This is a genomic window from Mycobacteriales bacterium (assembly GCA_030697205.1).
Classification (GTDB): domain Bacteria; phylum Actinomycetota; class Actinomycetes; order Mycobacteriales; family SCTD01; genus JAUYQP01.
This window is the reverse complement of the sequence record JAUYQP010000013.1, coordinates 227,215-242,513: the sequence shown is the minus strand read 5'-3', so window position 1 is coordinate 242,513 and position 15,299 is coordinate 227,215. Positions and strand designations below refer to the sequence as shown.

12 protein-coding genes and 1 tRNA gene are annotated in these 15,299 nt (G+C 73.5%); 6 read left to right on the top strand and 7 right to left on the bottom strand.

The window, feature by feature from the left end:
* Positions 1–71: 71 nt before the first annotated feature.
* Together Q8R60_04540 and Q8R60_04535 are read right to left on the bottom strand one after the other, a co-directional pair.
* Positions 72–1,187 carry an ABC transporter permease gene (locus Q8R60_04540; protein ID MDP3711737.1) on the bottom strand — a complete coding sequence of 372 codons (1,116 nt, stop codon included), beginning with the start codon at positions 1,185–1,187 and terminating at the stop codon, positions 72–74.
* Complete coding sequence (locus Q8R60_04535) at positions 1,184–2,143, bottom strand: ABC transporter ATP-binding protein (GenBank protein ID MDP3711736.1); 960 nt, start codon at positions 2,141–2,143, stop codon at positions 1,184–1,186. The genes Q8R60_04540 and Q8R60_04535 overlap by 4 nt, the downstream gene beginning before the upstream one ends.
* Positions 2,144–2,185: 42 nt before the next feature.
* Between Q8R60_04535 and Q8R60_04530 the strand changes: the two genes are divergently transcribed.
* Positions 2,186–3,442, top strand: a complete 1,257-nt coding sequence (locus Q8R60_04530; protein MDP3711735.1) for an aspartate kinase — start codon at positions 2,186–2,188, stop codon at positions 3,440–3,442.
* Positions 3,443–3,444: 2 nt separating this feature from the next.
* Here the strand turns inward: Q8R60_04530 and Q8R60_04525 are convergent, their stop codons facing one another.
* Complete coding sequence (locus Q8R60_04525) at positions 3,445–5,112, bottom strand: CocE/NonD family hydrolase (GenBank protein MDP3711734.1); 1,668 nt, start codon at positions 5,110–5,112, stop codon at positions 3,445–3,447.
* 61 nt (positions 5,113–5,173) lie between these two features.
* Here Q8R60_04525 and Q8R60_04520 point away from each other — a divergent pair, with 61 nt between their 5' ends.
* From Q8R60_04520 to Q8R60_04510, 3 genes are read left to right on the top strand one after another with little or no spacing between them, the layout of a single operon-like run.
* Positions 5,174–6,223, top strand: a complete 1,050-nt coding sequence (locus Q8R60_04520; GenBank protein MDP3711733.1) for an aspartate-semialdehyde dehydrogenase — start codon at positions 5,174–5,176, stop codon at positions 6,221–6,223.
* On the top strand, positions 6,220–7,341 hold the full coding sequence (locus tag Q8R60_04515; GenBank protein ID MDP3711732.1) for a serine/threonine-protein kinase: 1,122 nt from the start codon (positions 6,220–6,222) through the stop codon (positions 7,339–7,341). The genes Q8R60_04520 and Q8R60_04515 overlap by 4 nt, the downstream gene beginning before the upstream one ends.
* A complete protein-coding gene (locus Q8R60_04510; protein ID MDP3711731.1) occupies positions 7,338–7,928 on the top strand; it encodes a hypothetical protein in 591 nt (196 codons plus the stop codon). Before Q8R60_04515 ends, Q8R60_04510 begins: the two co-directional genes overlap by 4 nt.
* Before the next feature lie 166 nt (positions 7,929–8,094).
* On the opposite strand, the gene Q8R60_04505 is transcribed toward Q8R60_04510, so the two are convergent.
* The 3 genes from Q8R60_04505 to Q8R60_04495 form a co-directional block, all read right to left on the bottom strand.
* On the bottom strand, positions 8,095–9,594 hold the full coding sequence (locus tag Q8R60_04505) for a hypothetical protein (protein MDP3711730.1): 1,500 nt from the start codon (positions 9,592–9,594) through the stop codon (positions 8,095–8,097).
* A gap of 84 nt (positions 9,595–9,678) precedes the next feature.
* On the bottom strand, positions 9,679–11,448 hold the full coding sequence (locus Q8R60_04500; protein ID MDP3711729.1) for a prolyl oligopeptidase family serine peptidase: 1,770 nt from the start codon (positions 11,446–11,448) through the stop codon (positions 9,679–9,681).
* Positions 11,449–11,723: 275 nt separating this feature from the next.
* A tRNA-Pro gene (locus tag Q8R60_04495) sits at positions 11,724–11,800 on the bottom strand.
* Between the two features lie 77 nt (positions 11,801–11,877).
* Between Q8R60_04495 and Q8R60_04490 the strand changes: the two genes are divergently transcribed.
* Positions 11,878–12,330: a GatB/YqeY domain-containing protein gene (locus Q8R60_04490; protein ID MDP3711728.1), complete on the top strand. Its 453-nt coding sequence runs from the start codon at positions 11,878–11,880 to the stop codon at positions 12,328–12,330.
* A gap of 12 nt (positions 12,331–12,342) precedes the next feature.
* Here Q8R60_04490 and Q8R60_04485 read toward each other — a convergent pair whose 3' ends face one another.
* Positions 12,343–14,727 carry a transglycosylase domain-containing protein gene (locus Q8R60_04485; protein MDP3711727.1) on the bottom strand — a complete coding sequence of 795 codons (2,385 nt, stop codon included), beginning with the start codon at positions 14,725–14,727 and terminating at the stop codon, positions 12,343–12,345.
* A 204-nt stretch (positions 14,728–14,931) separates the two neighbouring features.
* Here Q8R60_04485 and Q8R60_04480 point away from each other — a divergent pair, with 204 nt between their 5' ends.
* Positions 14,932–15,267: a WhiB family transcriptional regulator gene (locus Q8R60_04480; GenBank protein ID MDP3711726.1), complete on the top strand. Its 336-nt coding sequence runs from the start codon at positions 14,932–14,934 to the stop codon at positions 15,265–15,267.
* The last annotated feature ends 32 nt before the right edge of the window (positions 15,268–15,299 follow it).

The following is a 15,299-nucleotide window of genomic DNA, read 5'->3' as shown; positions in this document are numbered from 1 at the left end:
GGACACAGGAGGTGTCGCCGCGTGGGCGTTATGACGCAAGGGCCTGGGGGCGGGGGCACGGGGGGCGGGGGTCAGGCGACGCGCTGGCCGCGGGGGAGGGTGCGTGACGGGGTGTGCAGGCGGCGGGTGGTGAGCCACAGGGCGCCGGCGGCGAGGACGACGTTGGCCGCGAGGCCCCAGGGCCACACCGCCTTGCGCTCCTCGGGCAGGGACATCGGCATCGCGCCCGCACGGGTGTCGGCCGGGGCCTCGCGCAGGTCGCGGACCGCCGAGCCGATCTGGCCGAGCGGGTCGAGGTCACGGGCGTTGGTGCGGAACTCGCCGCGGGCCTCGCGGGCCTCCCGTGCGCGGCGCTGCGCCTCGGTCTCCTCCGGCAGCGCAGGTGCGGCGTCGGCCAGGATGACGAACGGGTTGGGCGCGAGCAGCCACCACGTCCGGTCGGTGCGGGCGCGGGTGGCGGTGAAGGTCTGCCTCCCGGCGACGCAGCTGCTGAGGATCTGCTCGCGCTCCGCGGCGGACATGTCGGGCGGCAATTCGGCCGCCGTCGGGCAGCTGTTCTCGTAGCTGTCGGTGTACTCCTCGGTCGTCACCGCCGTGACGAGGCCGAAGACGATGAGGGTGCCGATCGCCAGAGCGAAGACCGAGAGGTAGGCGAGCACGCCGCTGGTAGTCGTGCGGGACAGCAGCGCCGACAGGGCGAGCGAGATCGCGCAGACCGTGCCGAGCAGCACCGCGATGACGAGCGTCACGACGACCACGCGTCCGATCGGCACGCCCTTCTGGGTCATCGCGAAGACGACGAGCGGCAGCGTCAGCCCGAGGAACACCAGCGCGGTGACCCAGGCCGCGGCGAACTTGCCGAAGGTGATCTCGGCGGCGGACAGCCGCGTCACCTGCAGGGTCGCGAGGGTGCCTCGCTCGCGGTCGCCGTTGACCGACTGGGCGGCCAGGGCGGGTACGACGAGAAGCGCCAGTCCGAGGACGAACAGCATCAGTCCGCCGTAGACGACTGTGCCCTTGGAGTCGATGTCCTCGTTGGTGAACCCGCGCGACAGGGCGCCGCGGAGCAGCAGCGTGAAGGCCGCGAGGATCGCGAACCAGATGCCCAGAAGCCAGCGCCACCTACCGGCGCGGATGCGCAGCCGGAACTCCTGCCGGGCGACGGTCGCGATGCCGGACGCGGTCATCGCTGTCCCTCCGTGAGCTCCAGGTAGGTCGCCTCGAGCTGGCCGCCGAGCGGCTGGCACGACACGACGGCGACGCCGTCGCGGACGAGGCCCGCGATCAGCTCGGCGGCCGCCTCGTCGGAGGCGAGCCGCACGTCGACGCCCGCGACGGTCGGCGGGTCGGCGTCGTAGCCGTTGCGGGCCAGAGCCGTGACGAGGGCGTCGGTGTCGAGCGCGCGCAGCCGCCACGGCCGCGACTGGGTGCCGACGGGCAGCTGGTCGAGCCGGTGCTCACCGACGGTGCGGCCGCCGTCGACGAAGACGACGCGGTCCGCGAGCTCCTCGAGGTCTCCGAGCAGGTGGCTCGACACGATGACCGCGGTGCCGCGGCCGGCGAGGTCGCGCAGCAGCTCGCGCAGCTCGACGCGGGATCGCGGGTCGAGCCCGGACGCCGGCTCGTCGAGCAGCAGTACCTCCGGGTCGTGCACGAGGGCGCGGGTCAGACCGAGGCGCTGCTTCTGCCCGCGCGACATCGTGTGGACCGGCCGGTCGGCGTACTCCGGAAGGCGTGCCAGCTCGAGCAGCTCGACGGCGCGCGCCCGCGACGCGGTCCGCCCGAGTCGGTAGGCCTCGCCGCAGAACTCGAGGTACTCGCGCGCCGTGAGGTTGTCGTAGAGGCCGAAGAAGTCCGGCGCCCAGCCCATCCGCGCCCGCACCTCGTCGGGCTCGGTCACCGGGTCGTGGCCGGCGATCCGGACGTGTCCGGCGTCGGGCACGAGCAGCGTCGCGAGCACCAGCAGCAGCGTGGTCTTGCCGGCGCCGTTGGGGCCGACGAGCGCGGTGACCTCGCCCGGGTGCGCGGTGAGGTCGATCCCCTTGACGGCCTCGACGGGCCCGAAGGCACGGCGTACGCCGGAAGCCACCACCCCCTTGCCGGCGTGCTCCAGGCGGTCGTCCCCGAGGGTGTCGGTCGTCACCGGCCGCACGCTACGTCAGCGCGGCCTCGTTAGAGTGGTGCCATGGGACTCGTCGTGCAGAAGTACGGCGGCTCCAGCGTGTCCGACGCCGAGCGGATCAAGCGGGTCGCCGAGCGGATCGTCGCCACCCGCAAGGCCGGCCACGACGTCTGCGTCGTGGTGTCGGCGATGGGCGACACGACCGACGAGCTGCTCGACCTCGCGCAGCAGGTCAGCCCGCTGCCGCCGGGCCGCGAGCTCGACATGCTGCTGACCGCCGGCGAGCGGATCTCGATGGCGCTGCTCGCGATGGCGATCGCCAACCTCGGCGCGTCGGCACGGTCCTTCACCGGCTCGCAGGCCGGCGTCATCACCGACAGCGTGCATGGCAAGGCGCGCATCATCGACGTGACGCCGGGGCGCATCACCGAAGCCCTGGAGAAGGGCCACATCGCGATCGTCGCCGGCTTCCAGGGCGTCAGCCAGGACACCAAGGACATCACCACCCTGGGCCGCGGCGGCTCCGACACGACCGCGGTCGCGCTGGCCGCCGCGCTCGGGGCCGAGGTCTGCGAGATCTACACCGACGTCGACGGTGTCTACTCCGCGGACCCCCGCATCGTGCCGAGCGCCCGCCAGCTCCTGACCGTCTCCTACGAGGAGATGCTCGAGCTGGCCGCCTGCGGCGCGAAGATCCTCCACCTGCGCTGCGTCGAGTACGCCCGCCGCTACCACGTCCCGCTCGTCGTCCGGTCGTCATTCAGCCAGAAGCCCGGCACCTTGATCACAGGAGAGGCTCCCGTGGAGCAGGCCATCATCAGCGGGGTCGCGCACGACCTCTCCGAGGCGCGGGTCACCGTCGTCGGCGTCCCCGACAAGCCCGGTGAGGCGGCCGCGATCTTCCGCGCGCTGGCCGACGCCGAGGTGAACATCGACATGATCGTGCAGAACGTCTCGGGTGCGACCGACCGCACCGACATCTCGTTCACGCTGCCGAAGTCCGACCTCACGACGGCGGTCACCGCGCTGTCGAAGCTGCAGGCCCGGGTCGGCTTCGAGTCGCTGCTGTCCGACGAGCACATCGGCAAGGTGTCGCTCGTCGGCGCCGGCATGCGCTCGCACCCCGGCGTGTCGGCGACCTTCTTCGAGGCGCTCGCCGAGGCCGGCGTCAACGCGGAGGCCATCTCCACCTCGGAGATCCGGATCTCGGTCGTCTGCCGCGACACCGACGTGAAGAACGCCGTCACGGCGGTGCACGCCGCCTTCGACCTCGGCTCCGACGACGAGCCCGCCACCGTCTACGGCGGCACCGGCCGCTAGCGCTACCGGCGGGTCTGCTTCGGGGGCTGGCCGCCGACGGTGGCCTCCTGCAGGGTCGCGTCCGACACCGCGAACGGCGTCGAGTCCATCCCGTCGGACGCGTCACCCTCGACGAAGCGGGTCCGGGCGACCTTGAGCAGCGGCAGTGTCGTCGTGCCGCCGGTGACCTCGACGGTCGCGCCGGTGGTCGGCGGCGCGAACCAGTCGGTGTCGGCCGCGGACAGGTGGATGCCGATCCGGTGGCCCTGTTCGAAGACCCAGTCCTGGGGGTACGTCGGGAACGACGCGCTCTGCGCGCCGGTGCCCGTGACGGCGTGGGCGCCACGGGTCACGAGCGTCGCCATCCCGTCGGGCGCGATGTCGTAGACGTGGGCGATGACGTGCGCCCCCGGCAGCAGCGTCGTGACCTTCGCCGCGACCCGGGTCTCGCCCGCGAGGTGGGCGTCGTGCGCGAGCACGGGCGTCACCGACCAGTGGCCCAGGCCGGCCTGCGGGCCGTCGCCGTTGTTGCCGGGGACGTCGTCGTAGGAGCCGGCCCGCACGGGCATGGTCCAGCTACGGACGTCGGCCGGCGGCCAGGCGGCCTCGGTGCGCCAGCGGCCCTCGCCGTTGCCGGACTGCACCGTGACGGCCGGGTCGCTCGCGACCTTGAGGCCGCGGACGTGGCGGTCGAGCCAGCGGAAGCTCTCGTCGAGGAAGCCCTCGCGGCCGACGGCCGCCTCGTGCCCGCGGACGTGGGTGAACTGCCCGAACCACGCCTGCTTCGGGCCCTTCAGCGAGCTCCACACGTCGAGGTGCACCGGCTTGGTGTTGGCGTCGGCGAAGCCGTGCGACCAGAAGACGGGGACCGTCGAGCCCTTCGCGCCGAGGTAGGGCTCCTTGCCCTGCCAGAAGGCGCTGTCGCGGACGCCCTCGGTGTTCATGCGTACCAGCGCGTCGGTGCGGCAGGTCGGGTCGGCCGCGAGCCCGTCGACGGTCGCGGCGGCGTACTCGGGCGATCCGACGTACTCCGGGCTCTGCGCCGGGCCGAGGTCATCGGCGGTGTAGATGGCAGTCGTGGCGTAGCGGCCGGTGGCGTAGTGGACGCCGCCCATCCACAGCGCGGTGTAGGCCGACAGGCCGGGCGCCTGGATGACGGCCGCGGCGAGGCCCTTGGGCTTCGCGGCGAGCGCGAGCACCTCCTGCGCGGCGTCGTAGGACTTGCCCCACAGGCCGACCTTGCCCTTGGACCACGGCGCGGCGGCGGCCCACTCGACGGCGACCTTGATGTCGGCGACCTCCGGCGGGAGGTAGTAGCCGAAGCAGCCGCCGCTGCCGCCGAAGCCGCGCACGTCGACCTGCACGTAGGCGTAGCGGCCGGCCTGGAAGCGCGGGTGCTCGAACAGCTCGGGGAAGCGGATCACCGGGCCGCTGGTGTTGCCGAGCGCGGTCACCCCGCCGTTGGGGGAGGTGTAGGGGGTGCTCGTGAGGATCACGGGCAGCCGCTCGCCCTGGCGCAGGTCCTCGGGGAGGAAGACGCCTGCGTGCAGCTGGGTGCCGTCGCTGGAGTCGAACCACGCGTCGCTGTAGGCGTAGCCGGCCGGCACCTCGTCGGCGGTCGCGGGGACGGCGAGCGAGGCCGCGACGACGGCAGCAGCGGCGAGCAGGACGCGGGTGGCACGGGAGCGCATGGGAGCGGACTTCGACGCGCAGGCCGCCGATCCTGCGGGTGCGGCTCGTAGACTCGACCACATGACTCGCGTGGGTGTCGTCGGTGCGACCGGACAGGTCGGTGCCGTCATGCGCCGGCTGCTCGAGCAGCGCGCCTTCCCGCTGACCGAGGTGCGCTTCTTCGCCTCCGCCCGATCAGCAGGTACGACGCTGCCGTGGCGGGGCGCCGAGGTCGTCGTGGAGGACGCCGAGCTCGCCGACCCGACCGGTCTCGACATCGCGCTGTTCTCCGCGGGAGGTGCGACGTCGAAGGCGCAGGCCCTCCGCTACGCCGCCGCGGGCGCGGTCGTCATCGACAACTCCAGCGCCTGGCGGATGGATCCCGACGTACCCCTGGTCGTGAGCGAGGTGAACCCGGGCGCACTCGCGGTGATCCCGAAGGGGATCGTCGCGAACCCCAACTGCACGACGATGGCCGCGATGCCGGTGCTGCGGCCACTGCACGATGAGGCGGGCCTCGTCCGGCTGGTGGTGTCGTCGTACCAAGCCGTGTCGGGGTCCGGGCTCGCCGGCGTCGAGGAGCTCGACCGGCAGGTGCGGGCGGTCGCCGACAAGGCCACCGAGCTGGTCCACGACGGTGCCGCGCTGTCGTTCCCGGAGCCGCAGAAGTACGTCGCGCCGATCGCGTTCAACGTCGTGCCGCTGGCGGGTTCGGTCGTGGACGACGGGACGTGGGAGACCGACGAGGAGCAGAAGCTCCGCAACGAGTCGCGCAAGATCCTCGGCATCCCGGACCTGCGGGTCTCCGGCACCTGCGTGCGGGTCCCGGTCTACACCGGGCACTCGCTGTCGATCCTCGCGGAGTTCGACCGGCCGCTGTCGGTGGCCCGGGCGACCGAGCTTCTGTCCGCTGCCCCCGGCGTCGCGTTGGCCGACGTGCCGACGCCGCTGATGGCCGCCGGTGCTGACGTGTCCTTCGTGGGCCGGCTGCGCCAGGACGGGCCGCACGCGCTCGCGATGTTCGTCACCGGTGACAACCTGCGCAAGGGCGCGGCCCTCAACGCCGTGCAGATCGCCGAGCTGCTCGCGGCGCGGTCCTCCGCGGGGTCGTCGGCGCGGTCCTCCGCGTGAGCGACGAGACCGTCGCGATCCCGACCGGGGGCGACCGGCTCGTCGCCGGTCGCTACCTGCTCACCGCCGTCCTCGGCCGCGGCGGCTCCGCCGAGGTGTGGCGCGCCCACGACGAGGCGCTCGACCGCTGGGTCGCCCTCAAGCTCGTGACCGCCTCCGGCGGTGACGACGCCGCGCGGGTCGGCGACGAGGCGCGGCTGCTCGCCCGGCTCAGCCACCCCGGTCTCGTCCCCGTCTACGACGCCGGCACTGACGAGGCGGCGCGGCCGTGGGTCGTCATGGAGCTGGTCGAGGGGGAGACGCTCGCCGACGCGATCCGGCGCGGCGCGCAGGACCCGCTCACGACCGCGGCCCTGGGCCGGACCCTCGCGGACGCGCTCGCCTACGTCCACGGCCAGGGCATGGTCCACCGCGACGTGAAGCCCGCCAACGTGCTGCTGGGCAGGGAGGGCCGGGTCCGGCTCACCGACTTCGGGATCGCCCGCCTCATCGACGCGGCCAAGGTCACCGCCACCGGCTTCACGGTGGGGACCGCGTCCTACCTCGCGCCCGAACAGGTGACCGGCTCGGTCGTCGGGCCGCCCGCCGACGTCTACGCCCTCGGCCTGGTGCTGCTCGAGGCGCTGACCGGCGAGCGGGAGTACCCCGGCACCGCCGTCGAGGTCGCGCTCGCCCGGCTGCACCGCCAGCCCGCCGTCCCGGACTCGCTGCCCACCGGCTGGCCCGGCCTGCTGCGCGCGATGACCGCGCTCGAGCCGGAGAAGCGTCCCTCGGCCGGCGCCGTGGCCACGGAGCTGGGTCACGTGGTGGCAGGGGGTACGGCGACCACCGTGCTGCCCGCCGCCCGTCCTGCTCCGCGCCCCGCAGCTGCCGACCGCACGACGGTCTTGCCGCGCGTGCCCGCTGCCGCCCCTGCGCCGGTGGCGGCTCCATCCCGCAACGGGTGGAAGTGGGCGGTCGCCCTCGTGGCGGTCCTCGGGGCGGTCGTCGGTGGCCTCATCGCCTACGACGCCGCCCGCGACGGCCGCGCCCCGGAGCAGGTCATCGAGATCTCCGAGCAGCTGCCGCCCGAGCTCCGCAAGGACCTCGAGGACCTGCGCAAGGAGGTGGCCCGGTGAGGCGGGTCCGGCTCGCCGCCCTGCCGGTCGCCTACGTCGTCGTGGCCACCGCGCTGCTCGCCGGCTGCAGCACGCCCTCGCCGCAGGCCCGGCTCAACAGCGCCCTCAACACGGTGCTCGCCGAGGCCAACGAGGGCGACCCCGACGGGCTGCGCAGCGCGCTCGAGGCCTTCGTCGCGGAGGTCGAGGCGCTGGGCCGCTCCGGGAAGATCCCGTCCAGCCAGGTGACCCGGCTGCGCGACTTCGCCAAGGCTGCCTTCGACGACGCCGACCTCATCGACCGCGACGTGCAGGAGGCGCTGGCGTCGGCCTCCGCGGCGGCGTCCGCGTCGGCCGCCGCGAAGGCCGAGGCGTCCCGCTCCGCTGCTGCGGCCTCTGCCTCGGCAGCTGCTGCCGCCTCGGCCTCGGCCGCCGCTGCCGCATCTGCAGAGGCCTCCCGGTCCGCCGCGGCGGCCTCCGCCTCCGCCGCGTCGGCGTCCGCCGCCGCCGAGCCCACGGAGGACGACGACGGCGGCATCATCCCGACCGCCGGTGCGGGTGCCGGCCTCGGACGCCAGCCCGACCCGAGCCCCACCCCCACGCCCTAGCGCCCCGCCCGCTGCCGCCAGCCCGCACCCGCGGTCACTGCCGTCCCCCGGCGGGATTGGGTGGGGTTCCTCGGCGTGTCGCCGCGCGGCGCGCCGACGAAAGCCACCCAATCCGCGTGCGGCGGGGCGGGGCGGGGCGGGGCGGGGCGGGGCGGGCGCCGGGTGGTCAGGCCAGGGCGAGGGTGCGGGCGCGGCGGCGGGTGCCGATCGCCACGACGAGCAGCAGCGCGGGCGCGAGGCCGAGCAGGCCCTTCTGCACCTCACCGAGACCGCCGCCCGCGCCGCCGAGGCGCCCGCCGACCGCACCGATGCCGAGCGGCGTGATGCCGGTGGACAGCGCGTGCACGGTGTCGCCGACCGAGGAGCGGGTGCCGGTGGCCGGCTCGTCCTTGACGCGGATCACCTCGAGGCCGCGGCGGTAGTCCATGACGTAGACGACGTCCTTGGTGATCCACTGGGCGGAGCCGGAGTAGCCCTCGGCGGCGGTGATCCAGCCGAGCTCGGACATGACGCCCTTGCCGTCGACCTTCACGAAGCGGGTGCCGCGGTCGTAGTACGACACGGCCATGAGCCCGCCGGCCTTGAAGCCGGGGCGCTGCTCGAACCAGTGCGCGCAGTAGAGGACGTGACCGGGCGCCCCGCCGGTGAGGAAGACGCCGCGCCCGGCTGCGTCGTACGCGTCGATCTTCTTGAACGCGACGCCCTTGAAGGCCTTGGCTGCCGGGACGCCCTTGTCGTACGCCGCGACCGCCTTGACGACGGGGCGCGCGTCCCAGGTCTCGATGACCGACTCCTCGCCCTGGCAGTCGCTGCCCGCGCTGTTGGTCGCGCCGTCGGGAGCGATCTCGGTGCCGAGCACGAGCCACGGGTCGCGGCCGCCGTTGGCCCACTCGACGGAGTGGTAGCCGAGGGAGGAGAAGCGGCCCTTCTGCTCGATCGCGAGGAGCCGCTTGGGGGCGGCCGGGTTGCGGGTGTCCATGAGCACGTTGGTCGAGCCGGCGGTCATCACCAGTCCGGGCCGGATCTCGGTGACGTCGTGGGTGTAGGGCGAGTTGCCGCGGTTGCCGTAGCCGACGGCCGTGCGCCAGGTGTCGGACAGCAGCACCGGCTTCTTCGGGTCGCGCAGGTCGACGACGTGACCGCTGCGGCCGTAGGCGAAGGCGCAGCGCCCGGTCTTGCCACCTTTGACCTTGCCGCTGACGCAGCTCCAGGTGTGGTCGGTGACGGGCAGCGTCGACAGCACCTTCGGGACTGCACCGCTCACGTCGACGACGTTGAGGACCGCGGTACCGACCGGCGTCGGGGCCGCGTCGACGAGCAGGATCTTGCCGTCGGTGTCGGGATCCTCCTGCGCGAGCGCCGCACCGGTCGTGGTCTGGAACAGCCGCAGCGTCCCCGTCAGGGCCGGCGACGCGGGGTTGCTCACGTCGTAGGCGTAGACGCCCCGCGGGTCGGTGAGGAAGAACCGCTGGCGGTCCGGCGACAGGATGCCGCCCGCGGTGCCGGTGTGCTCCGGGAAGCGGCCGAGGTACTCGACGTTGTCCGTCGCGGCGTAGGTCAGGTCGGTCGGCAGCGTCGGCGCGAGGGTGACGTCGGGGTGCGCGAGGGCGGACCCGCCGGTGAGCAGGACGGCAGCGGTGGCGAGCAGCAGGGAGGTACGACGCATGAGGTGTCTGTTCGCCACCGCGGCCGTGTTCCCTGCCGGATCCTGCTGTTGCCGGCCGCCTTGATCAGCGCTGCTGGGGTGGGGTCAGGTCGGCAGCACGAGGCCGAGGGCCCGGGCGACGAACTCGAGCTCGGCGCGCATCTGACGGACCCGCTCGTCGACGACCAGCGAGCCGTGGCCCGCGTCGAAGCGGTAGACCTCGTGCGGGGTGCCGAGCGCGGTCAGGGCGTCGAGGTAGTTGTCGATCTGGCGGATCGGGCAGCGCGGGTCGTTGGCGCCGGCGAGCACGAGCAGCGGGACGCGCACCTGGTCGACGTAGGTCAGCGGCGAGCAGCGGGCGTAGAGCTCCGGCAGCTCCTCCGGTGAGCCGCCGAACAGCGACCGGTCGAAGGCCTTGAGCGGCTCCATCTCGTCCTCGTACGCCGCGACGTAGTCCGCGACGGGGACGGCCGCGACGCCGGCGCACCAGCGCTCTGGCTGCGTGCCGAGGCCGAGCAGGGTGAGGTAGCCGCCCCAGGAGCCCCCGGTGAGGACGAGCTGGTCGGCCCGGGCGGTGCCGTCGGCGACGAGCGCGTCCGCGACGGCCGCGATGTCCTCGAGCTCTGTGAGGCCGGGCCGGCCGGTGATCGCGTCGCGCCAGGCCGCGCCGTAGCCGGTCGAGCCGCGGTAGTTGACGCTGACGACCGCGCAGCCCAGGTCGACGTAGGCCGCGCGGTCGGCGTAGAAGGCGTCGCTGTCGTGCCAGGTCGGGCCGCCGTGCACGACGAAGACCGTCGGCCACGGGCCCTCGCCGGGAGGCGTCGCGAGCAGCGCGTGGACGGCGCCGCCGGGCCCGTCGGCCCAGACGTCGGTGACAGGCACCGACCCGGGCGGGCGGGCTCCCGGCGGCTCGAGGACGAGGTCGCCGGAGGCGGTGCGGATCGCGGTCGGCACCGCTGCGCTCGACCAGGAGAGCTCGACCGTGCCGTCCGGCCGGACCGTCGCGTCCCCGACCGTCCCCGCCGGGGTCTCGATCGGCGTGACCTCACCGCTCGCGAGCTCGACCCGGTGCAGGGTCGAGCGGCCGCGCTCCTCGGCGACGAGCAGCAGCGCGGTCCCGTCCGGCCACCAGTCCGCGACGAGGTCGCCCGGGACCGCGGCCAGGTCGAGCAGCTGCTCGGTGCCGGCGACCGGGTCCCACACCATCGGCTCGGGTCGACCACTCCGCTCGTGCAGGACGAGCAGCCGGTCGTCGCCGCGCACCGGCGAGAAGCCCAGCGCTGACAGGCCCTTTCCCTCGCCGTCCCACAGGTCGGCGACGAGCTCGCCGTCGACGCTGAGGGCGCGCAGCGCCTTGTGCCGCGAGTCGCCGTGCTCGCTGTGCTCGATCACCACCAGCCGGTCGTCGCGGGAGAGCGCCCCGACGTCGGCATCGTGCTCTGACCGGTACAGCTGCGTCGTACCCCCGTCCCTGACCACGTGCACGGTCGCGCCGTCGTCGTCGGAGCAGCCCACGACGACGGCGTCGTCCCCGATCTCGAGCCCAGCGGAGTAGGCCGGAGGCACCCCCGGCGTCGCGTCGACGTCCGGGCCGCCGGCGAACGGCTGCTTCTTCCACGTGCCGAGCTCGTCGCCGTCGGTGTCGTCGAACCACCACACGAACTCGCCGTCCGGCGACAGCGCGCCGTCGGACGTGCCGTTCTCCCGGCTGGTCACCTGGCGGTGCTCGCCGGTCTGCCGGTCCCACGCGTAGAGCTCGAAGGTGCCGGTCGGGTTGGCGACGTAGAGGCAGCGGTGCGGTGCGTCCTCCGCCCAGTCCGGCAGCGAGACGCGGGCGGCACGGAAGCGCTGCTCCCAGGCGGGCATGTCACTCATGCAGGCCACGCTAGTGACCTGCCGGCGACGTACCTGTGCGCCAGCCCGACTCCGGCAAGGTCAACAGCACATCTGCACGCCTCCGAGCGACAGCGCGAGCGTGCCCGCCGTACCGGATGTGCTGTTGATCTTCCGGGGGCTGACGCGGTCGCGACGGGCGCCGTCTCGGTCGATCCACCGCACCCTGGCGCGGAGCCTGACCCGAGACAGCAGCCGAGGACCGGGAACGACGAAGGGCCGCCCGGTGGGCGGCCCTCGGTCTTCGGGAGACGTGCTGGTCGGGGTGACAGGATTTGAACCTGCGACCTCTGCGTCCCGAACGCAGCGCGCTACCAAGCTGCGCCACACCCCGGATCGTGCGCCTACGACTCTAGCGGAGGGTGGTGCGGGCCGGCATCCCGGTTGCGGAAGCCGACTAGCGTGCGGGCCATGAGCACCTTGAAGGACCAGTTGAAGGCCGACCTCACGACAGCGATGAAGGCCCGTGACGAGCTCACCCTCGCGACGCTGCGGATGACGCTGACCGCGATCGGCAACGAGGAGGTCGCCGGCAAGGAGGCCCGTCAGCTCTCCGATGACGAGGTCCTCAAGGTCATCGCCCGCGAGGCTAAGAAGCGGCGCGAGGCGGCCGAGGCGTTCACCACCGGTGGGGCCACGGACCGGGCGCAGCGCGAGGTCGACGAGGGCACGGTGCTGGACCGCTACCTCCCGGCGCAGCTGTCCGACGCCGAGCTGACCGCGATGGTGGCCGAGGCGGTCGCGGAGACCGGCGCGTCCGGGCCGCAGGCGATGGGTCAGGTCATGAAGGCCGTCGGCCCGAAGGTCGCCGGCCGGGCCGAGGGTGGCCGCGTCGCGGCGGCGGTCAAGGCTGCGCTCGCCTGACGGTCGGCCCGGTCAGCCCTTGGGGCGGCCCTTCTTCGTGGGGCGCGGGGTGGGGGAGCTGCTCGGCTGGCCGGACGGGGCGCCGCTGGGCTGCGCGGTCGTCGACGGAGCGGGCGTCGGGGCGGGGGCCGCGCCGTTGGAGACGAAGACGGTGATGAGCGCGCCGGCCCGCACGGACGCCCCGGCAGTCGGCGAGGTGGAGGCGACCGAGCCGAGCGGGATCGGGGCGGCGCCGACCAGGCCGCCGTTCTTCACCCCGAAGCCGGCGGCGGCGAGCTGCGCACGGGCCTGCTCGTAGGGCAGCCCCGTGACGTCGGGGACCGCCTTGAGCTCGCCCTTCGACACCGCGAGGTCGGCGCCGACGAAGGTGCGGACCGGGCTGCCGGCCAGCGCCCCGCTCATGACGTCCTTCCAGATCGGCGCGGGCAGCGACCCGCCGTAGACCTGCTTGTAGTAGCGGCCGTCGATCGCGATCCGCTGCAGGGCGGTCGGGACCTCCTTGCCGACCCAGACCGCGGTGGCGAGCTCGGGCGTGTAGCCGACGAACCACGCCGCGCGAGAGCTGTTCGTCGTACCCGTCTTGCCTGCGGCGGGTCGGCCGATCGCGGCCGAGGCGCCGGTGCGACCACGGGTGCTGCCGTCGATGACACCGCGCAGGATGGAGGTCACGGTGTCCGCGACGCCCCGGTCGATGACCTGCGAGCAGCGCTGCTCGGGCAGTGGCAGCTCCCGGCCCCGACTGTCGACGATCGCCGTCACGGGACGCGGCGGGCAGTGCACACCGCGGGCGGCGAAGGTCGCGTAGGCGCCGGCCATGTCGAGGGGGCTCACCTGCGACGTCCCGAGGACGAACGACGGGACCCGCTCGAGGTCGCCGACGGGTCGGCCGCCCTCGAACTGCCGCACCCCCATGGCCTCGGCGAGTGCCGGCGGGGAGGCCAGCCCGGTGCGCTCGGCGAGCTGGAGGTAGTAGGTGTTCACCGAGTGGTGTGTGCCGCTGATCATGTCGAACACGCCGGACTCGGAGTCTCCGGCGTTGCCCGGGCACTTCCCGCCCTCGATGCGGTACTCGAACTCCACCGGGCAGTAGGTCGCCGGTGAGTTGAGCCGCAGGCCGGTGGGCAGCCCGTCGCGCAGCGCCTGGGCGAGGACGAAGGTCTTCATCGTCGAGCCGGGCTGGAAGCCGCTCGAGCCGCCGATCGCGAAGTTGAGCTTGGTCTGCTCCGGGCGCCGCTTGTCGTCGCCGAAGACCCGGTTGACCGCCATCGCCTTCACCGCACCCGTGCCGGGCTCCACGACGTCTGCGACCGCGACGACCCGCGACGGGTCCTTCGGCGGGACCCTCGAGTCGACGGCCGACTGCGCCGCTGCCTGCACCTTCAGGTCGAGCGACGTGCGGATGGTCATGCCGCCACCGAGCAGCCGCCGCTGGCGCTCCTCGCGGGTCGCGCCGAGCAGCCGGCCGACCTCGGTGTCCTCCTCGAGGTAGCGGCGGACGTAGTCGCAGAAGAACGGCGCCTTGACCTGCGGCGCCTCGCAGCCGGGCCGGACCCGCTTGACGTTGGGGACGATCTTCTCGCGGTCCGCCGCGGCGCGCTCCGCGTCGGTGATGTAGCCGAGGTCCGCCATCCGCTGCAGCACGATGGACCGCCGGGCCAGGACGGCCGTGCGCGCCTTCGGGTCGCTCGGGTCGAGCAGGTTGGGGTTCTTCACCATCCCGGCGAACATCGCGCCCTGCGCGAGGGTGAGGTCCTGCACGCGCTTGCCGAAGTAGTGCGCGGCGGCGGTCTTGATGCCGTAGACGCCGTTGCCGTAGTAGGCGATGTTGAAGTAGCTCTCGAGGATCTTGTCCTTGCTCATCTTCTTCTCGAGCGCCAACGCGTAGCGCGCCTCGCGCAGCTTGCGGTCGAGGGTCGCCTCCTTGGCCGCGAGCTGGCCCTTGCGGTCGTCGGCGAGCTCGACGAGGACGTTCTTGACGTACTGCTGGGTCAGCGTCGAGCCGCCCTGGGTCACGCCACCGGCCGTGGTGTTGGCCAGCGCGGCGCGGGCGGTCCCCTTGTAGTCCAGGCCGTCGTGGTCGTAGAAGCGGCTGTCCTCGACCGCGATGAGTGCGCTGCGGGTCAGCTCCGGGATCTCCGCGAGGGTGACCGGCAGGCGGTTCTCGAGGAACAGCGTCGCGATGACGGTGCCGTCGGCGGCGAGGATGCGGCTGCGGGTCGACAGGGTCGGCTGCTCGAGCTCGGCGGGCAGCGCCAGGAAGTCGTCGGCCTGGCCCTTGGCCAGCAGGCCGGCGCCCGCGACGACGGGCAGCGCGAGGCCGGCGACGAGGACGCCCGCGAGCACGCTGACGAGCAGCGCGAGGCCCACGCGGGGCAGCAGCGGAGCGGGTCGTGACACCTCGCCAGGGTACGGCGAAGACCTCGACCGCGCCGGGATGCCCGACTTCCACCGGTACGACGACTACGCCCCACATGGTCCGCCAGGACTACCCCAAGATGGCACTTCTGGGGCCTGCCGCCACGGGACCTTCCTCCCTAGCGTGAGCCAGGTCGCGCTGATCCGCGACTCACCCCCTCACGCAAGGACCGCCCCGTGACCTCGATGACCGGCATCCCCGCGCAGCGCACTGGCGGGCTGACGACCGACAGCCTGCAGGACTGGACCGCCTTCTCCGCCTGCAAGGGCCAGGACCCCGACGAGCTCTTCGTCACCGGAGCCGCGCAGAACACCGCCAAGGCCGTCTGCCTGGCCTGCCCGGTGCGCACGGAGTGCCTGTCCGACGCGCTCGACAACCGCGTCGAGTTCGGCGTCTGGGGCGGCATGACCGAGCGCCAGCGCCGGGCGCTGCTGCGCCGCCGCCCCGACGTCACGTCCTGGCGCGAGGTCCTCATGGCCGCGCGCTCCCAGCACTACGCCGGGGCCGAGCGGGCTTCCTAGTCCACCCAGCAGCTAACCCACCCAGCAGGAGT